Source organism: Qipengyuania pelagi (genome assembly GCF_009827295.1).
Taxonomy (GTDB): Bacteria; Pseudomonadota; Alphaproteobacteria; order Sphingomonadales; family Sphingomonadaceae; genus Qipengyuania; species Qipengyuania pelagi.
Genome location: NZ_WTYD01000002.1, coordinates 270590 through 289759 on the forward strand (window position 1 = coordinate 270590; position 19170 = coordinate 289759).

Sequence of the window (19170 nt, forward strand, 5' to 3'; positions counted from 1 at the left end):
AGACAAAATCTCCGCATGAAATCAGCCGAGCGCGGCGCTGATGGAGGAATTCGCCGCCCTGATCGACGCGCTGGTCTATACGCGCAGTCGCAACGAGAAATTGCGGCTGATCGCGGAGTATCTGCGCGCGACGCCCGATCCCGATCGCGGCTGGGCGCTGGCTGCGCTGTCCGACGGGCTGGACTTTCCCGCGGTCAAATCCTCCACGATTAGAAACCTGCTCAAGGACCGGGTCGATCCGGTCCTGTGGACGCTCAGCCGTGATTTCGTGGGCGATACCGCTGAAACGGCGAGCCTGTTGTGGCCCGCTCCCGAGCACCCCCCCTCTCCTCCAAGCGTCAGCGAAGCAGTCGAGCTGCTCGAGGGGATGAACCGCAAGAGCGTGTTCGTCGACTTGCCGAACCTGCTCGACCGGCTCGACGCGTCGGGGCGCTATGCGCTGTTGAAGCTTGCCACCGGGGGAATGCGGATCGGCGTATCGAGCCGCCTTGCCAAGACCGCCTTCGCGCAGGCCTTCGGCGTCTCGGTGGAAGAGGTCGAGGAATACTGGCACGGCCTCACCCCGCCCTTTCCCAAATTGTTCGCCTGGGCCGCCCATGGCGAGGCGCCGCCCGACATGGCGAACCTGCCGACCTTCCGCCCCTTCATGCTCGCTCATCCGCTCGAAGAGACGGTGGTCGACCTCGCCGATTACGTCGCGGAGTGGAAATGGGACGGCATTCGCGTTCAGCTGGTCCGCGCCGGGGACGAGACCAAGTTGTTCTCGCGCTCGGGCGACGATATCTCGGCCACTTTCCCTGAACTGCTCGACGTGTTGCCTTTCCCCGCCGTGCTCGATGGCGAATTGCTGGTGCGCGGGTCGCATCAGGGGGGTGAAGCCAACGATGTCACGCAAGGCGGCGCGGCGAGCTTCAACGCCTTGCAGCAACGGCTGGGGCGCAAGACCGTGTCGAAAAAGATGCTGGCCGAAGCGCCCGCCTTCGTGCGGCTCTACGATGCGCTGCTGATCGACGGCGAGGATCTGCGCGCGCTGCCGTGGACCGAGCGGCGCAAACGCCTGGAAGCGCTGATGGCGCGCCTGCCCGATACGCATTTCGATCTCTCCCGCGTGGTCGAGGCACGCGACTTTGAACACCTTGCCCAGATCCGCGAAGGCAGCCGCGACGACGCGATCGAAGGCCTCATGCTGAAGCGCAAGGACAGCCCCTATATCGCCGGGCGGCGCGTGGGATATTGGTACAAGTGGAAGCGCGATCCGCTCCTTGTCGATTGCGTGCTGATGTACGCCCAGCGCGGCAGCGGCAAACGATCGAGCTTCTATTCCGACTACACGTTCGGATGCTGGGACGGCGATCCCGACAAGGGCGCGGACCTGCTCCCCGTCGGCAAGGCCTATTCTGGCTTCACCGACGAGGAGTTGAAGAAGCTCGACCGCCATGTGCGCCAGAACACGGTCAATCGCTTCGGCCCGGTGCGCGAGACCGACAAATCGCTCGTCTTCGAAGTCGCCTTCGACAGCGTGCATGAAAGCAAGCGCCACAAATCCGGCCTCGCCATGCGTTTTCCCCGCATCCACCGCATCCGCTGGGACAAGCCGGTGCACGAAGCGGATAGGATCGAAGCGCTCAAGGCCTTGATCCGCGATTGAGGGAGTGCTTTGGCGGGGCGATGCCGCAGACCCGCCCTTCGCTTCGCGCGCTCCAGCTCGGCCTGTCGGGCCTTGCCGGCCTGCTCGATGCAACCGGCTTCCTGATCGCCAACGGGTATTTCGTCAGCTTCATGTCGGGCAATACGACCCAGTTGGGCGTGAACGCGCTCGACGGAATCGGGTCGGTGCTGCTCCCCGCCGGACTGATCGCCTGCTTCCTCGGCGGGGTGAGCGCGGGCGCGGCCATCGGCTGGACCAGCCGGGTCTGGCCGCGCACGCTGCTGCTGGCGACCTCGCTGGCGCTGATATCGGCGGCAGCCGTGGCCTATGCGCTGGGCAGTACGCTGGGTTTCCTGATCCCGGCGGGTTTTGCGATGGGAGTGGTCAACAACGTCTTCCTGCGCGACGACAGCTCCGCAGCGGGCGTCACCTACATGACCGGCGCGCTGGTCCGTATCGGGCAGAATTTCGCCGCGCGCTGGATGAAGCGCGATGACCGGATCAAGCCGGGTTACGGGCCGCTATGGCTGTGCCTGCTGGGGGGCGCGGTGCTGGGAACGTGGCTGCACACCTTCGACGGCGCGATCGGCCCCGCGGTCGCGGTCGGTGCCAATGCGCTGCTGCTGGTGCTCGCCTGGCGGACCGAGAAAGGCCAAGCCCACCCCGCTTAGTCGCGCGGCGCGACTTCGAGGCGTTACAACGATAAATCAGCCCACTCAGTTGCTTCTCCGTTCGCAGACGGTATGTTCTTCCTCTGTTCAAAAGGTAGGATGCCATGCCGGATCAAGAACCTGTTCATTTGATCGAGGACGAAGAAACGGGTGATCGTTTCTTAATCTACGGCGATGGCTCCGGGACTCACGTCGAACTCAATTACGAGGGCGATAACTTGTGGATGACGCAGGCTCAGATCGCAGAGCTTTTTGGTCGGGATCGATCAACAATAACCAAACATATCAGTAACATATTTGATGAAGGTGAGCTCGAAGAGGAGACTTCTGTGCAAAAATTGCACAGAAGTCACGGGAGGCCAGCGACCCTCTACAGCTTAGATGTCGTGATTTCGGTCGGTTACCGTGTAGCCTCCCGGCAAGCGACGCTGTTCCGAAAATGGGCAACCGACAAGCTCGTCCAGTTTGCGACCAAGGGTTTCGTGATCGATGCCCCACGCCTCAAATCGCCCAAGAACCGGGATCGGATTGCCGAACTCAAGGAGATCATCCGGGACATTCGGTCAGACGAAGCGAATGTCTATAGAGAGCTTCGACAGATTTGCACCATGTGCCAGGACTACGACAAGCAATCCGCGACCTGGCAAGAATTCTATCGTCACACGCAAGCGAAGCTGGTCCACGCGGTCTGCTCGAACACTCCTGCCGAGATACTTCGGCTGAGGGCCGATGCTTCCGAACCGAATATGGGGCTCACCAATTGGCCTAACGAGAATATTCGGAAATCCGATGTCATCGTTTCCAAGAACTATCTCGGAGAGAGCGAGGTCAGAGAACTCAATCGCCTTACGGTCATTCTCCTAGATATCTTCGAAGATCAGATGGATCTCGGTCGACTCCATACGATGCGGGAAGCTTCCTCGCTCCTGGACAGCCAACTCTTTAGCCTCGGACGCAACCTCCTGCGAAGCGGCGGGCGGGTGAAAATGACCGAAGCCAAGCGCCACGCCGAACGCGAATATGGAAAGTTCAAGGCCGAACAGAAACGCCTGCGCCATGAAGAGGCGGACGCGGCCATAGCGGAAATAAAAGCTGCGCAGAAAGCGCTGACAAAACGGTCGTAATTAGGGGGCGTCGGAGATCGCCGCCGCGTGGTCCTTCGCGTTCTGGGTGTAGTGCATCACGCCAGCGCGCATTCCCATGACCGCCGCATCGTCGAGATCGCGTAGCTTCTTCGCCGGGCGGCCCGCCCATAATTCGCGCTCGCCCATGACCTTGTTCTCGGTCAGCATGGCGCCAGCGGCCAGCATCGCGTCGCTGCCGATCACCGCCTTGTTCATCGCGATGGCGCCCAGACCGACGAAACCGCGATCGTGGATCGTGCAGCCATGGACCATCGCCATATGGCCGATCAGCACATCGTCCCCGATCACCAGCGGGCTGCCATCGGGATCGCCGGGACGCGGAGGGTCGCAATGGAGGATGCTGCCGTCCTGCACATTGGTCCGTTCCCCGATGCGGATCGTGAAAACATCGGCGCGCAGCACGCAATTGTACCAGATCGAGCTGTCCGCCCCGATCTCGATATCGCCGATCAGCGTGCAGCCGGGCGAGACGAAGGCGCTGTCGTGGATCCTGGGTGTCTTCCCGTGGATGGGCACGATGCGGACGCCGGGTCTTGCGAGGGTCATGACCCGCTACCCAGCACATTCTGCCACTGGATGAAAGGCAGGATGCTGGCGAAATCGTCGGTCCATACGCGTTCGGCGGGCGGCGGCAGGCGGTGCCAGGAAAGGTCGGGCCGCGCGGACAAAAGCTTGGCGAGGCCCGCTGGATCGCGCGTCATCACCACCCAGAGCGAGGGCGATATCCCGTCCGCGAAGGGCGGGTCCTGATGCGATCGCAGCACGGCGATCATCCCGTTGCGTTCGGCCAGTGCCGCCATCATCGGGGTGAGATCGATGAAGCGGTTGGAGATATGCACGAGCAGCAAGCCATCCTCCGCCAACGTGCGGCGATAAATGCCGAAGGCTTCGTCGGTGACGAGATGGAGGGGTATCGCGTCCGAACTGAAGGCGTCGATCACGAGTGCATCGAAGCGATTGTTTGCGCTCATACTGTCGCGATAGCGATCCAGCATGATGCGCGCATCGCCCAGATGGATCGTGGCGTCCGGCGCGCAATCGGAAAGGAAGGTGAAGGTCTCGTCGCGCGAATAGGACAGGACGGTGCGGTCGATCTCGAAGAAATCCCATTTCTGCCCCGGCTGGCGATAGCAGGCGAGCGTGCCCACCCCCAGCCCGACCACGCCGACGCGCGCGGAGGGTCCGGCAATATCGGGCAATTCGGCGAGCGCCGCGCCGACGCCCGAATCGGGGCCGTAATAGGTCGTCGGTCGGCGGCGGCGGTCGGGCGCGGTGAACTGGAGCCCGTGCAAAGTCGTCCCGCTGACGAGCGAGCGCTTGCCCTCTTCCGGCAAGTCGCGGATCGTGTAGATGCCGAAATAGCTGCGGTCGCGCGATCCTTCGAGCGATGTCGCCAGCGTCTGATAGCCGCCGCGCCCCAGCATCAGCGCGGCGAGGACCAGCACCGTGGCGCGTCCGTGCCCCAGCAGGAGGACGCCGCACAGCGCCACCGCGATCATGCCCGTCAGAACGAGCGTATCGTCCTGCGCGATCACCCAGCGGTTGATGAGGACTGCGATGCCCGCCGCCGCGATCAGCAGCGCGGCGACCGCGATTTTCCTTTGCGGCCCGGTCAGTCCCAGCCGCTCCATCCAGGCGACCAGGGGCCGGTCGGGCAACAGGGCGGCACCCGCGAGGACGAGTATGGGATGCTCCCACACCCAGTCGAAGACCAGCGGCGCCACCAATGCGGTGAACGCACCGCCCAGCGCGCCGCCCGCGCTCATGACGAGATAGAACAGGGTCAGGCGGCGCGGGCTCGGTCGTTCGAAATAGAGGCGGCGGTGCAGCGCGGTCGCCAGCACGAACAGCATCAGCACGGTGGCGAAGCCGATCGAGAGGCTGGCCGCGTTCTGGCTCACCATCGCCATGCCCCCCGCCAGCAAGACCACGACCGGCGCCACGCGGGCGAGCGTATAACCCAGCGCGCTGCGCTCGTTGAAGGCGAAGACGAAGCTCAACAGATAGAGGCCAAGCGGGATCACCCACAAAAGCGGCATCGCGACGATATCGGTGGTGAGATGCGTCGTCGTCGACAGCATCAGGCCCGAAGGGACGGCGGACAGCGCGAGCCACAGCGCGATGCGGCGCCAGCCGATCGGTTCGGCCTCGCTGTCAGAAATCACTGACTCGTCACCCACGGGCGCATCGCGCCGCATCCAGGCCGCCGCCGCGACCAGCCCGATGAGCAGCACATAGCCCGCGCTCCACACCCAGCTCTGCGATCCCAGCGGCAGGTTCGGTTCGAGGAACAGTGGATAGGCGAGCAATCCGGCGAAGCTCCCCAGATTGGACGCGGCATAGAGCCAATAGGGATCGCCCGCATCGGGGTCCGCCGCATACCAGCGCTGCATCAGCGGCGCCTGGGCCGACACGGCGAAGAAAACCGGGCCGATGGTCAGGACGAACAGGAGCGGCACCCACAGCGCCTCAAAACCTTGCGACGCGGGCGGTGCGAGATCGGCGAGCGCGATGGGCAGCGTCAGCCCCGCCAGCGCGAGAACCGCGAGATGGATCAGAGCCTGTCGCTTCAGCGGCAGACGCGCGATCGCATGGGCATAGGTGTATCCGGCCAGCAGCAGCGCCTGATAGACCAGCATCGCGCTGTTCCAGACCGCGGGGGCGCCGCCCAGTTGCGGGAGCGCCATGCGCGCGACCAGAGGCTGAACGAGGAACAGCAGGAAACTGCCCGCCAGCACGGTCGCGACGAAAAGCGGGCGGGCGATCATGCGCGGTTCCGCCATTCCCCGTGCGAAAGACTGTAGAGGATGGTCGGATTGTCCTCGGGCGGGAAACGCGGATCGTCGAAATCGAGATCCATGCGGCGGCGCATTCCGATCCGCTCCATCAGGCTCAAGCTCGGGACATTGGCCTCGCTCGTCAGCGCGACGACATGCGGCGCCGCGTGGCGCGTGAATGCCCATTCGAGCACCGCCTCCACCATTTCGCGCGCGAAGCCCTGACGCCAGCGATCCTCGCGCACCAGCCAGCCGATCTCCATGTCGCCGGGGTTCTTCGCATTCTCGCTATCGACGCGCTTCAACCCGCAATGCCCGATCAGATCGCCGCTCGCCTTCTCGATTCCGAACAGGAAGGAAAAGCCTTCGCGGGCGTGCAATTGCATCGTCTTGGCGTGCTTGGCCTCGATATCGGCCAGTTCGAGCGGCCCGCCCAGATGCCGCATGACCGCAGGCGTGTTGAGGACGCGGAACTGCGTTTCGGCATCCCCTTCCCCGATCGTGCGCAGGACCAGTCGCTCGGTCTCGAGCACGATGTCAGGCATCCGGTTTCTGCCAGGCGCTCTTCGCGATCGAATAGACGATGATCCGCCCGGTCTCGGCATCGAATTCGCTGTTGTCGAAATCGAGATCCTCGCGCCGCTGCATCCCGAGGCGTTCCATCAGGCCCCAGCTCGCCCGATTGCCGGTCACCGTCAGCGCCACGACCTCCTCCGCCCCGAAACGGTCGAACGCGAGATCGAGCGAGGCGCTGGCGGCCTCCCTGGCATAGCCCTGACCCCAGGCGTCCTCGCGCAACCGCCAGCCCACTTCCATCGCGCCGAGCGGGCCGCCTTTCTGGTTGGTGCGTTTCAAGCCGCAAAAGCCGAGCAGCGCGCCGTCATCCTTGCGCTCCACCACCCAGAACGTATGGCCGTGATGCGCACGATAGCCGAGCAGGCGATCCTTGACCGCCGCGCGCTTGGCTTCGTCCGCGACTCCGCCCAGCCAGCGCATCACGGCGGGCGTGTTGGTCCCGGTCCAGAAAGGGGCCCAGTCCCCCTCGCGCCAGTCACGCAGGATCAGCCGCTCGGTCTCGTGAAAGAACTCAGCCATGCAGCAGCCGCGCCGCATGGGCCGCGTAATAGGTCAGCACGCCCGTGCAGCCCGCGCGCTTGAAGGCGGTCAGCTTCTCCATGACGAGCGCGTCGCGATCCCCCACGCCCGCCGCCACGCCCGCTTCGATCAGCGCGTATTCGCCGCTGACCTGATAGGCGAAGACGGGAACGTCGAACCGCTCCTTCACGCGCCAGATGATGTCGAGATAGGCGAGGCCCGGCTTCACCATCACGCTGTCCGCACCTTCCTGGATGTCGAGCGCGACCTCGCGCAGCGCCTCGTCGCCGTTCGCCGGGTCCATCTGGTAGCTTTTCTTGTCGCCCTTGAGCAGCCCGCCCGAGCCGACCGCGTCGCGGAACGGGCCGTAAAAGGCGCTGGCGTATTTGGCGGCATAGCTCATGATCTGGACATTCGGGTGACCGCCCATCTCCAGCGCCATGCGGATCGCGCGCACGCGCCCATCCATCATGTCCGACGGGGCGACGATATCCGCGCCCGCCTCCGCCTGATTCAGCGCCTGGTCGACGAGCACCGCGACCGTGTCGTCATTCGTCACGTAGCCCTGTCCGTCGAGCAAGCCGTCCTGACCGTGGCTGGTATAGGGGTCGAGCGCCACATCGGTGAGGATGCCGACATCGCTCCCGCAGGCATCGCGCACCGCCTTGATCGCGCGGCACATCAGATTGTCGGGATCGTAGGCCGCCGCGCCATCCTCGCTGCGCTGATCGGACGGCGTGTTGGGGAACAGGGCGATACAAGGGATGCCGAGATCCACCGCTTCCTTGGCGCGCGTCACGATCCCGTCCACCGACCAGCGCGAGACGCCGGGCAGGCTTTTTATGGGCTCTTCGATCCCGCTGCCCGAGGTGACGAAGAGCGGCCAGATCAGATCCGCCGGGGTCAGCGCGGTTTCGCGGTGCATCGCGCGGCTCCAGGCATGGGCGCGGGCGCGGCGGAGGCGGGTGTTGGGATAGCTGCCGATCATGGCCGTGCGCTCTGCCAAAATAGCGGCGGGGCCGCAATCGCGGTGGAAGCTTCAGGGCGCCTGAACGGGCTTGGGCGCTTCCAGCCGGTCGATCTCGCGCACCGGAGCTGCGGCGGCGCGCTCGGTCGCGGTCGGCTCCAGCGCGGCAAGCGCGGCGCCGGGTCCGACTGTCTTCAGTTTCGCCAGCGTCTCGCGGAACCGCGCGAGCTCCGCCCCGGTCAGTTGCGCGCGGGTGACGAAGCGCACGCTTGCCGGGTCGATGGCGCGACCGCTGCGATACATCTCGTAGTGGAGATGCGGCCCGGTCGAAAGGCCGGTCGAGCCGACATAGCCGATCACCTGCCCGCGCCTTACGCTCTGGCCCGCGCTCACCGCGATCCGGCTCATATGGCAATAGCGGGTGTCCATGCCGCCACCGTGGCGCAGACGTACCGCCTGGCCGCATCCGCCCATCCGGCCCGCGCCTGTCACCTGGCCATCGGTGACCGCCACGATCGGCGTGCCGCTGCGGGCACGGAAATCGACGCCCGAATGCATCCGTTTATAGCCGAGTATCGGATGACGCCGCATACCGAAGCTGGAACTCATCGGCCCCGGCACGGGAGCGACGAGGCCGCTGCGCTGTTCGCCCACGCCGCTCGCTTCGAAGAAGCGGCCCTCACCGTTATTGGCCCCGTTATTGGCGTTCCCCCAGCGCATCAGCTGGACGCGCGGTTTGTCGCCCCGCTCGATTCCCGCATAGAGCAATTGCCCCGCCTGCCGCTCGCCCGTGGCGGCGCGGCGGTGCGCAAGGATGATGTCGAATGTGTCGTTCGCGGCAAGATCGCTAGTCACGTCGATCTGCTCGCCCAGCGCCTTGAGATAGGCCTGCACCGCGCTCGCCGGAGCGCCCGCCGCGCGGGCCGAGCGATAGAGGCTCGATCCGATCGTACCGCGAATGCGCAGCGGCGTATCGTCGACCCGGATCGCCTCGCGGCTGAGAGCAAGCGCATTGCCGTCCGTCCGCCCCACGGCGAGTTCGAGATCGAAGCGCGCGCGGAAGCGCAATTCTTCGAGCGGGCGCGGACTGTCCGCGCCGCTGCGCCGCCCGAGGACGATATCGACCTGCGTGCCCGCTTCGATATCCGACAGTGGCATGGCTCCGCCGACCAATGTGACGATGCGCTGCGCATCGCCCGCGCCGACGCCCGCACGCCGCAGCATCCGTTCGAAACTGTCCCCTGCCGCTAGGGTCGCGACCAGTTCGATGCGCGGGCGTTCGGGCGCGGCGGCAAGCGGGCGGACCAGCGCCGTCGCGCCCATGCGGCTGCCGGTATCGGCGCCGAGGGCCAGCGGCGTGATCGTCTGGCTTCGATAGGAATCGCGCTCGGCTTCGGTCAGGCGCACCGGTGCCGCCTCGAGCGGTCCGAAGGCGGGCCAGAAGGCGATCGCGGCGGAGGACAATCCGATCAGAGTGCCCACACCGCGCAGCCAGCGCGGGCTGCCGATCCCCCGCCCGAGATCGGGCGCGAGGTCCAACGACGAAAGGCGCTGCGACAGGCGATCGCGCCAATGAGGTGTCTTGCGAAGCGGGACGGAGGGCGCGGACGGCGCGATCTGGTCGTGCGCGAGGGCCGCGGCGGGCAGGCGCCTGCCCCCGCACCCGCTCTCGCCGCCGAGCGTCGGCGCATCGTCCTCCCGCGTTCTGAACAATCGTCCCTCCGCCACATCTGTGGCCCAGCCTGCGGCACCTCGCCCGAAAGCGCGGCGCCTCTGGCCGATTTCCATGCCATTTCAAAGTTAAGCCCGGTTTAATTCGCGGCGAAGGGCTCCGCGTCAGCGGCGAAGCGATTGGCTTTCGCGACAGGCGGTTGTGCCCCGCCCGCCCCGCTGCCATCTAGGACCGGTGAGCGATCAGGCGATCAAGGCGGTTCTGGGGCCGACCAATACGGGCAAGACCCATCTCGCGATCGAGCGGATGTGCGGCCATTCGAGCGGAGCGATCGGCTTTCCGCTGCGCTTGCTGGCGCGCGAGGTCTATGACCGGGTGCGCGCCATCAAGGGCGACGACCAGGTGGCGCTCATCACCGGCGAACAACGGATCGAGCCCAAAAACGCCCGCTATCTGTGCTGCACGGTCGAAGCCATGCCGCGCAGTCTCGACGTCAGTTTCGTCGCACTGGACGAGGCGCAATTGGGCGCCGACCGCGAGCGCGGCCATGTCTTCACCGACCGGCTGTTGAACCTGCGCGGGCGGCAGGAGACGATGCTGCTGGGCGCGGCGACGCTGGAGCCGGTGGTCAAGGCGCTGATCCCCAAGGTCGAGGTCAGCGAGCGGCCGCGTTTTTCGACATTGTCGCATATCGGCCCGCGCAAGCTCTCGCGCCTTCCGCCCAGAAGCGCGGTCGTCGCCTTCAGCGCCGAGCAGGTCTATGCCGTTGCCGAAATGCTGCGACGCTTTCGCGGCGGGGCGGCGGTGGTGATGGGCGCGCTGAGCCCGGAGACGCGTAATCGCCAAGTCGAATTGTTCCAGAACGGCGAGGTCGATTACATCGTCGCCACCGACGCGATCGGCATGGGCCTCAATCTCGACGTCAACCACGTTGCTTTTGCCGGCCTCACCAAATTCGATGGGGTCAGGATGCGGCGCCTGTTCCCGGCGGAAATGGCGCAGATCGCGGGGCGCGCCGGTCGCCACCAGCGCGACGGGACGTTCGGTACGCTGGCAGGACAAGGCGGGCGGAACGCACCCGCGCCCGAATTCACCGAGGACGAGATCTACGCGATCGAGGAGCATCGCTTCGCGCCGCTGACGCATCTCTACTGGCGCGAGGCGGAACCGCGCTTCGACAGCATTGCCACGCTGATCGGCGATCTCGAAAGCCCGCCGCAACACGCCATGCTGCGCGCCGCGCCCGAAGCGATCGACCTCGCGACCCTGAAGCGGCTGGCGGAAGAGCCCTTCGCCGCCGCGATCCGCGGGCCGGGACAGGTACGGCGGTTCTGGGAGGCGTGCTCGCTCCCCGATTTCCGCGCGCGGGGGCCGGACGTGCACGCCCGCTTCGTCGCGCGGCTGTGGCAGGACTTGCAGCAGGGCTATCTCGGCGCGGATTATGCGGCGGCGCGGATATCCGAACTCGACAACATGGCGGGCGATATCGATACGCTGCAAGGGCGGATCGCGGCGATTCGCACCTGGGCCTATATCTGCCAGCGGCCCGACTGGGTGCTGGCGCGCGACGAGATGGCGGCCCGCGCCCATGCGGTGGAGGCCAAATTGTCGGACGCCCTGCACGGGCGGCTGACCGAACGCTTCGTCAATCGGAGGACGACGATCCTGATGAAATCTTTGGGACAGGACGCATCGGCGCTGCCGATCGCGATTGCGGAGGATGGCGCGGTGAGCGTCGACGGCGAGCATCTCGGCCGCGTCGAAGGGCTGCGCTTCACCGTCGATCCGAGCGCGCGGCACGAGGATCGGCGGATGCTGCTCGCGGCGGCGGAAAAGGCGCTGCCCCGCCTGCTCGGCCAGCAGGTCGAGGCGATGGTCGCCAAGGGCGTCGCGGACCAAGTCGAGCTGGCCAAGGGTGCGATCCGGTGGAACGGGCAGGTGCTGGCGCAGCTCGAAGCCAAGGAAGGGCAGGCGCGGCCTTTGCTGGTGCCTTCCCGCGAGGTCGCGGCGCTGCCCGAAAATCCGCGCAAGGCGCTGCTCGCCGCGCTCGAATCGTGGCTCGACACTGTCCTCGCCCCGCTCGATCCGCTCGAGAAACTGCACCGCGCGGCGAGCGACCCCGAGGCCGGATCGCAGGCGCGCGCGTTGCTGCTGAATCTCCTCGCGGGGCATGGCTTCGTCACCCGCGAACAGGCGGGGATCGAGCATCTGCCGAAGGAAATGCGCCCGTTCCTGCGGCGGATTGGCGTCACTTTCGGCGCGCTCGACATCTTTGCGCCTGCGCTGCTCAAGCCCGCGCCGCGCCGCCTGCTGAGCGCGATCGGGACGGATCGCCGCCCGCTCGAAGAGGCGATGCTGCCGGTGGTTGCCGACCGCAAGAAACTCCCCTCGGGCTATCGCCATGCAGGGAGCCAGGCGATCCGCATCGACCTCGCCGAAAAGATATTCCGCGCCGCGCACGAAACGCGCGTCAAGGCGCAAGGGAGCGGCAAGCAGCAGGACCGGCGCAGGAAATTCGTGCTCGACCTCGCGCTGCCGATCTCGATCGGCCTCGAGGAAGACAACGCCGTCCGCCTGCTCGGCCAGGCCGGCTTCCGCGTCCAGCGCGCGCGGGCGCTCAAGGAAGGCGCGTTCGGTCCCCCGCGCCCCGATCGCTGGGAATGGCGGCCCAGGCCAGTTGGAGCGCGCCGCAAGCAGCAGCGCAGCGAGCCGGTCCGCCCCCGCGAGGGGAGTGCCTTTGCCGCGCTCGCCGATCTGGTGCGCTAGGAACCGCCTCGTTTGAGCGGGATGCGGATCGACCGGCTGCTCTGCCATCTGCGCTTCGTGCGCACTCGCAGCCGTGCCACGGCCCTCGTCGAAAGCGGCCATCTGCGCCGCAACGGAACCCGCGTCGCTCGTGTCAGCCAGCCGGTCGAACCGGGCGACGTGCTGACCGTGCCGCTCGGCAGCCGGGTCGCGTTGATCGAAATCCTCAGCCTGCCGGACCGGCGCGGATCGCCGCGCGAGGCGCAGGCCTGTTATCGTCTCTTGAACCCTGCCGGAGATGCCGCTTGCGAGGATGCCGGTAACCGCACCTCTTGACCGGCAAGCCCAAATCCCCATAGGCCGGACCTCAGACACCTTTGAAGGATGGCATTCCCATGACCTACGTCGTCACCGACGCCTGTATCAAATGCAAATACACCGACTGCGTCGAGGTCTGTCCGGTCGACTGCTTCTACGAAGGCGAGAACATGCTCGTCATCAATCCCAGCGAATGCATCGATTGCGGCGTGTGCGAACCGGAATGCCCGGCCGAAGCGATCCTTCCCGATACCGAGGACAACCTCGAAAAGTGGCTGGAGCTGAACACCAAGTTCAGCGCCGAATGGCCCAATATCACGCAGAAGAAGGACCCGCCCGAGGACGCCGACGAGCACAAGGGTGAAGAGGACAAGTTCGAAACCTATTTCAGCCCCGAACCGGGCGAAGGCGACTGAGCCGATCCTTCAGCGTTTCATACAGGATGGAAAGGCTGCCTTCGCGGCGGGCGGTGACGACGAGATCGGCATCGTCGCCGCGGGGATCGCCTTCTACGCGCTACTGGCGCTCGTGCCGCTGCTGGCGACGGTGGTGCTGGCCTACGGGATCTTCGCCGATCCGGCGACCGTGGCCAAGCACATTGCCGCGCTCGCCCAGACATTGCCCCAATCCGCCGCCCAGCTGATCGGAGATCAATTGCAGCGGATGACCGAGGGCAATGACGGCGGCAAGATCCTGAGCCTCCTTCTGGCCCTCGTGCTTTCGCTGTTCAGCGCGCGCAACGGGGCGAAATCGCTGATGACGGGCCTCGCCATCGCGCTGAACGTCGAAGACCGGCGCGGCTTCCTGCGCGCCAATATCGTCGCCCTCGCTCTGACGGCGGGCGCAGTGGTCGGGCTGGCGGTGACGGCGGGTGCGATCGCGGCGCTGGGATTCCTGCCCGCCCGCGTGTCAGGCTTTGTCAGCCCGCTGGTCGTCTTCTTGGCCGGTATGGGCGGCAGCGCGATGCTGCTGCGCTATGCGCCCTGTGGCCACCCCCTCCCCTGGTCGGCTATCAAGCCCGCCGCCGCGCTGTTTTCGGTCCTATGGCTGGTCGCGACGATCGGTTTCGGCATCTATGCCGCCAATTTCGGCAGCTACGGGGCGACCTACGGCTCGCTCGGCGCGGTGGTGATCCTGCTGACCTGGTTCTACCTCACCGGCTATTTCCTGCTGCTTGCTGCAGAATACGCTGCGGTGCGTGCGAAAGCGTCCCGTTCCGACACTTGATTACACGGACTCGCAATAAAGGCGAGGACGTGCTATATAATGCAACAACCCCGCCGGTTTGCCGCCGGACGGGTGCACTCGATTGAAAGGGCAGGTACCCCCTCAAGCATTCCGATCCGGTCTTCGCCCGCGGCATGTATGCCCGCGGTACGGACCTTTCGCAATGCTGTCCCTCCAAACCCTGCCCGGGACGAAAGGATTTGCGCATGGCGAGCAAGGCCGATGATGCCTTCGATGTTGGCGATTACGTTGTCTATCCCAAGCACGGCGTGGGCCGTGTGATCGAATTGCAGAGCGAAGAGATCGCCGGAATGCAGCTCGATCTCTACGTTCTCCGCTTCGAGAAAGAGCGCATGACGCTGCGCGTTCCGGTCAACAAGGTCGAATCGATCGGTATGCGCAAGCTGTCTAGCGACAAGACCCTGAAGGAAGCGATGGAGACCCTGAAGGGCAAGCCCAAGGTCAAGCGCACCATGTGGAGCCGCCGCGCGCAGGAATACGAAGCCAAGATCAATTCGGGCGAAATCGTCCTGATCGCGGAAGTCACGCGCGACCTGTTCCGGCCCGACGACCAGCCCGAACAGAGCTATTCGGAACGCCAGATCTTCGAAGCGGCCTCCAGCCGCCTGGCACGCGAACTGGCCGCCATGGAAAAGACCGACGAGCCGGCCGCGCTGGAAAAGATCCTCGACGTGCTGCGCGAACACGCGCCGCAATATTACGACAATCCCGAAGAGGCGTAACGCCGCACGCTTCGGCGAACATCCGATCTAGCTCGACGAAGGGGCCGTTTCCGACACCGGAAGCGGCCCCTTTCGCATGACCCGCGCTTGCGGACCGTCGCTTGCTGTATTATGTCGACAACACGCATAGCGGACGAACAGAAGGGGATATTACATGCTGCACACTCTCATCCGGCGCGTGGCGCCCGTGGCGGTTCTGGCTCTCGGAGCGGTGGCGACTGCGGGCTGCAACGGCAATGTCCGGTTCGGGGATAGCGAGGGCGTCCCGCTCGCCGAACTCGACCGCAGCGGCGCGGCGCCGACCGAACTCGTGCTGGCAGGGCCGGACAATGTCACGGTGGTCGAGGGCGGCGCGTTCGATATCGCGGTGTCGGGCGATCAGCGGGCGGTGGATGCGCTGCGCTTCTCGCTCGAGGATGGGTCGCTGGCGATCGCCCGCGAACGCAATGCCGGGAGCAAGATCGGCAAGGCGGATGTCCGCGTCACCACGCCGAGCCTCGCCGCCATCGTCCTGGCCGGATCGGGCACGGTCGATGCGCAGCGGCTGACCGGCGATGTCGAGGCGACCATTGCCGGGTCGGGCCTGGTACGCGCGGGCGAAATCGCGGCGCAGAAACTCGATTTGACGATCGCGGGATCGGGCGGTTTCGAAGGCGCCGGCACGGCCGACCGGCTGGACCTGACGATTGCCGGGTCGGGATCGGGGCGGATGGCGCAATTGCGCGCAGGCAGCGCGGACGTCTCGGTCGTCGGATCGGGCAGCGCGGAATTCCATTCCGATGGCAAGGTCGATGCCAGCATTATGGGATCGGGCGACGTAACCGTTACCGGCGATGCGGAATGTTCGGTCAGCAAGATGGGCTCGGGCAGCGTGCGCTGCCGCACGGTGCGCAGCGATTAATGGCGCTTTCACGGGATCGGTGTAGAGGTCGGTCGGAAAGGTCCCTGCCATGCCCCGTCCCGCTTCCGTCCGCGCAGCATCGTCGCTGCTGATCCTGTCCATCGCTCTGTCGGGCTGTGTCGGCACTCTGGTCGACGTCGCGACGGCGCCGGTGAAGGCCGTGAGCAAGGGCGTCGACCTTGCGACGACCAGCCAGTCCGAGCGTGACGAGAAGCGCGGGCGCGAATTGCGGCAGCGCGAAGAGCGCCTGGGCAAGCTGGAACGCCGTTATGAAGACCGGATGGAGGATTGCCAAGACGGCGATCGCCGCGCCTGCGCCGAAGCGCGCGACATCTATGCGGAGATGCAATTGCTCATCCGCTCGCTCCCGGCCGAACCGGAAGACTGAACGCGCAACACCGTACCATCGTCATTGCGAGCGGCGAAGCCGCGCGGCAATCCAGGGGCGGCACGGTCCGCCCTGGATTGCTTCGCTGCGCTCGCAATGACGAGTTGAATGGCTCTCAGGTAGGCGTCGCCGCCCGGCGCAGCCGGTCGTTGATCGCGATACCGATTCCCTCTTCCGGCACTGGCGCGACCGCGATGCGCGGTTTTTCAGAGCGCGCGCCTTCGTGGAGGCAGGCATAGAGGCGCGCTGCGGCCTCGCTCAGATCGCCGCGCGCGGACAGGGTGGAATCGCCGGAGATCGCGCCGAATCCGATCACGAAGTCGTCTGGCGCGACTTCGCCCGAAGAAATGTTCAGCCGCATCGGTTTTCCCGGCGCATAATGGCTGGCGAGCTGGCCGGGCGCTTCGATCCCGCCCTTCGCTTCGCCGATCGGTAGCGCGCTGTCCCGGTAATACCGGTGCAATCGGTCGAGATCGACCGGGCCGGGCCGCAATTCCTCCCAACGCCCATCCGCCCGGATGGCGAGGATCGTCGATTCAAGTCCCTCTTTGCATGGGCGCCCATCGTCGAGGATCAGGTCGATCCGCCCATCCAGCGTGGCGGCGACATGCGCGGCGCTGGTCGGGCTGACGAAACCGCTGCGATTGGCGGAGGGCGCGGCCAGCGGAAACGCACATTCGGCTAGCAGGGCCTGCATTACGGGATGGTTCGGACTGCGCAGCGCGACCGTGTCCAGGCCCGCCGTCACTGCCGCGGCCAGCCTCGCGTCAGGCTTGCGAGGCACGACCAAAGTCAGCGGCGCGGGCCAATAATGATCGGCGATGATGCCCGCATTGTGCGGCAGTTCGGCATAGTCGCGCGCCTGTGCCCCATTGCGCACATGCACGATCAGCGGATTGAAGCTCGGTCGCCCCTTCGCTTCGTAGATGCGCGCCACCGCCTCATCGCTGTCGGCGCGCGCGGCGAGGCCGTAGACCGTCTCGGTCGGCACCGCCACCAGACCGCCTTCGCGCAGCACCTCAGCCGCGCGCGCGATTCCGTGTCGGTCGGCGAGGATCGTTTCCGTAGCGTATTTGCCGCTCATGCGTTGGCGCTATATCTGTGCTCGCGACAAGCCAAGAGGACTTTCCCCCGTGACCTATTCTCCCGCCACCCAGGACCAGTTGCTCGCCATCCGCGTGAATGCCGGAATCGAGGAGCTGGCCCAGAGCGAACGCTTCGCCGCGGCCGAACCCGACATGGTCGAAGCGATCGTCGAAGGCGTCGGCCAGTTCGCCGCAGGGGAATGGGCGCCGCTCAACCGCACGGGCGACCTGGAGGGCGCGAAGCTAGAAAACGGAGTTGTGCGCCTGCCCGACGGGTTCGCGGAAGCCTACAAGCATTATGTCGAGCAGGGCTGGAACGCGATCGCCTCGCCCGGCGAGTTCGGTGGCCAGGGCCTGCCTTTCACGCTCGCCTGCAATGTGCTCGAAAATCTCGGCACCGCCAATATGGCGTTCAACCTCCTCCCCATGCTCAGCGTCGGCGCGATCGAGGCGCTGGAGCATCACGGTTCGCGCGAGTTGCAGGAGAAGTATCTCCCGCAACTGGTCAGCGGCGCATGGTCGGGCACGATGAACCTGACCGAACCGCAGGCGGGTTCCGATGTCGGCGCGCTGCGCACGACCGCCCACCCGATCGAGGACGGCGAACACGCCGGCAAATGGTCGATCAAGGGCCAGAAGATCTACATCACCTGGGGCGAGCACGAGTTGGCGGAGAATATCATCCACCTCGTCCTCGCGCGCACACCGAACGCGCCCGAGGGCAGCCGCGGGATATCGCTGTTCGTCGTGCCGAAGTTCCACGTGAAACCCGATGGTTCGCTTGGGGCCCGCAACGATCTGCGTTGCGTCAGCATCGAGCACAAGCTCGGCATCAACGCCTCGCCCACCTGCGTCATGAGCTATGGCGACAATGGCGAATGCGTGGGCGAACTGGTCGGCGCGGAGAATCGCGGGCTCGCGGCGATGTTCACGATGATGAACAATGCGCGCATCAATGTCGGCAATCAGGGCGTCCAGATCGGCGAGCGCGCGACGCAGCAGGCGACCGATTACGCCGCCGAACGCATCCAGTCCGCTCGCGCGGGATCGGGCGACAAGCAGCCCGTCGCCATTCTCGAACATCCCGATGTGCGCCGCATGATCCTGCGCATGAAGGCGCTGACCGAAGGGATGCGCGCCCTGCTCTATTACACCGCCGGACAGACCGATCGCGGCACTCTGGGCGACGAGGCGGCCAAGGCGCACGGCGAGATCTGCGTGCCGCTGATCAAGGCATGGGGCACCGACGCAGGCACCGAAGTCGCCAGCCTCGGCATTCAGGTCCATGGCGGCATGGGCTATGTCGAGGAAACCGGCGCGGCCCAGCATTGGCGCGATTCCCGGATCGCCCCGATCTATGAAGGCACCAACGGGATACAGGCCGCCGATCTCGTCACGCGCAAGCTTGGCCTCGAGGGCGGCGAGGCACTGATCGGCTTCCTCGAAGAGATCGCGCGCGATTGTGCCGAGGAACCGACCCTGTTCGCGCTCGCGGGCGATTGCGCGGGCGTCGCGCGTTGGATGCGCGAGGACGCCTCGCTCGACGATAAACTGGCGGGCAGCGTCCCTTTCTGCACCATGATGGCCGTCCTCGTCGCCGGGTGGCAGCTGGTGAAGCAGCGCGATGCCGTGGCAGAGGGCGCTTCGCCTGCGCTGGCCACCACCAAGCCCGTGACGGTGCGGTTCTTCCTCGAACGCATCGTGCCCGAAGCGGCGGGCCTGAAGGCCAGCGCGATCGCGGGCGCGGAGCTGCTCTATTCGCTGGAAAGCAGCGCGCTGCTGGCCTGA

Annotated in this window: 18 protein-coding genes; 11 read left to right on the plus strand and 7 right to left on the minus strand. The window is 65.9% G+C overall.

Translation table 11 applies throughout. The annotated features are described in order from the left end of the window. Window positions 1-40: 40 nt before the first annotated feature. The 3 genes from GRI47_RS12085 (at window position 41) to rhuM (ending at window position 3443) form a co-directional block, all read left to right on the plus strand. Entirely contained in the window at window positions 41-1648 is a 1608-nt protein-coding gene (locus GRI47_RS12085) for a cisplatin damage response ATP-dependent DNA ligase (protein WP_160661632.1), read from the plus strand. 20 nt (window positions 1649-1668) lie between these two features. Continuing rightward, window positions 1669-2319 carry a YoaK family protein gene (locus GRI47_RS12090; RefSeq protein ID WP_160661633.1) on the plus strand — a complete coding sequence of 217 codons (651 nt, stop codon included), beginning with the start codon at window positions 1669-1671 and terminating at the stop codon, window positions 2317-2319. Window positions 2320-2423: 104 nt separating this feature from the next. After that, entirely contained in the window at window positions 2424-3443 is a 1020-nt protein-coding gene (gene rhuM / locus GRI47_RS12095) for a RhuM family protein (RefSeq protein WP_160661634.1), read from the plus strand. On the opposite strand, the gene GRI47_RS12100 is transcribed toward rhuM, so the two are convergent. The 6 genes from GRI47_RS12100 to GRI47_RS12125 are packed head-to-tail and all read right to left on the minus strand — an operon-like array spanning window position 3444 to window position 10091. Continuing rightward, window positions 3444-4010 carry a gamma carbonic anhydrase family protein gene (locus GRI47_RS12100; protein ID WP_160661635.1) on the minus strand — a complete coding sequence of 189 codons (567 nt, stop codon included), beginning with the start codon at window positions 4008-4010 and terminating at the stop codon, window positions 3444-3446. Further along, complete coding sequence (locus GRI47_RS12105; protein ID WP_237452785.1) at window positions 4007-6247, minus strand: fused MFS/spermidine synthase; 2241 nt, start codon at window positions 6245-6247, stop codon at window positions 4007-4009. Before GRI47_RS12105 ends, GRI47_RS12100 begins: the two co-directional genes overlap by 4 nt. Continuing rightward, window positions 6229-6786: a GNAT family N-acetyltransferase gene (locus GRI47_RS12110; RefSeq protein WP_160661636.1), complete on the minus strand. Its 558-nt coding sequence runs from the start codon at window positions 6784-6786 to the stop codon at window positions 6229-6231. Before GRI47_RS12110 ends, GRI47_RS12105 begins: the two co-directional genes overlap by 19 nt. Next, entirely contained in the window at window positions 6779-7336 is a 558-nt protein-coding gene (locus tag GRI47_RS12115) for a GNAT family N-acetyltransferase (RefSeq protein ID WP_160661637.1), read from the minus strand. The genes GRI47_RS12110 and GRI47_RS12115 overlap by 8 nt, the downstream gene beginning before the upstream one ends. Beyond that, window positions 7329-8324, minus strand: coding sequence for a porphobilinogen synthase (hemB, locus tag GRI47_RS12120; RefSeq protein WP_160661864.1), 996 nt, complete (start codon window positions 8322-8324; stop codon window positions 7329-7331). Before hemB ends, GRI47_RS12115 begins: the two co-directional genes overlap by 8 nt. Window positions 8325-8375: 51 nt before the next feature. After that, a complete protein-coding gene (locus GRI47_RS12125) occupies window positions 8376-10091 on the minus strand; it encodes a M23 family metallopeptidase (protein ID WP_160661638.1) in 1716 nt (571 codons plus the stop codon). A gap of 118 nt (window positions 10092-10209) precedes the next feature. Between GRI47_RS12125 and GRI47_RS12130 the strand changes: the two genes are divergently transcribed. From GRI47_RS12130 to GRI47_RS12160, 7 genes are all read left to right on the plus strand, one after another. Continuing rightward, entirely contained in the window at window positions 10210-12741 is a 2532-nt protein-coding gene (locus tag GRI47_RS12130; RefSeq protein ID WP_160661639.1) for a helicase-related protein, read from the plus strand. Between the two features lie 21 nt (window positions 12742-12762). After that, window positions 12763-13056 (plus strand): RNA-binding S4 domain-containing protein, encoded by a 294-nt coding sequence (locus tag GRI47_RS12135; protein ID WP_160661866.1) that lies wholly within the window; start codon window positions 12763-12765, stop codon window positions 13054-13056. Window positions 13057-13115: 59 nt separating this feature from the next. Next, a complete protein-coding gene (gene fdxA, locus GRI47_RS12140) occupies window positions 13116-13454 on the plus strand; it encodes a ferredoxin FdxA (protein WP_160661640.1) in 339 nt (112 codons plus the stop codon). Beyond that, entirely contained in the window at window positions 13399-14265 is an 867-nt protein-coding gene (locus GRI47_RS12145) for a YihY/virulence factor BrkB family protein (protein ID WP_337190693.1), read from the plus strand. Before fdxA ends, GRI47_RS12145 begins: the two co-directional genes overlap by 56 nt. Before the next feature lie 206 nt (window positions 14266-14471). Continuing rightward, window positions 14472-15008, plus strand: a complete 537-nt coding sequence (locus tag GRI47_RS12150; RefSeq protein WP_160661641.1) for a CarD family transcriptional regulator — start codon at window positions 14472-14474, stop codon at window positions 15006-15008. Between the two features lie 154 nt (window positions 15009-15162). Then, window positions 15163-15909 (plus strand): head GIN domain-containing protein, encoded by a 747-nt coding sequence (locus tag GRI47_RS12155; RefSeq protein ID WP_160661642.1) that lies wholly within the window; start codon window positions 15163-15165, stop codon window positions 15907-15909. 49 nt (window positions 15910-15958) lie between these two features. Further along, on the plus strand, window positions 15959-16297 hold the full coding sequence (locus GRI47_RS12160; protein WP_160661643.1) for a hypothetical protein: 339 nt from the start codon (window positions 15959-15961) through the stop codon (window positions 16295-16297). Between the two features lie 115 nt (window positions 16298-16412). On the opposite strand, the gene GRI47_RS12165 is transcribed toward GRI47_RS12160, so the two are convergent. After that, window positions 16413-17381 carry an L-threonylcarbamoyladenylate synthase gene (locus GRI47_RS12165; protein WP_160661644.1) on the minus strand — a complete coding sequence of 323 codons (969 nt, stop codon included), beginning with the start codon at window positions 17379-17381 and terminating at the stop codon, window positions 16413-16415. Between the two features lie 49 nt (window positions 17382-17430). Here GRI47_RS12165 and GRI47_RS12170 point away from each other — a divergent pair, with 49 nt between their 5' ends. Further along, window positions 17431-19170, plus strand: a complete 1740-nt coding sequence (locus GRI47_RS12170) for an acyl-CoA dehydrogenase family protein (RefSeq protein ID WP_160661645.1) — start codon at window positions 17431-17433, stop codon at window positions 19168-19170.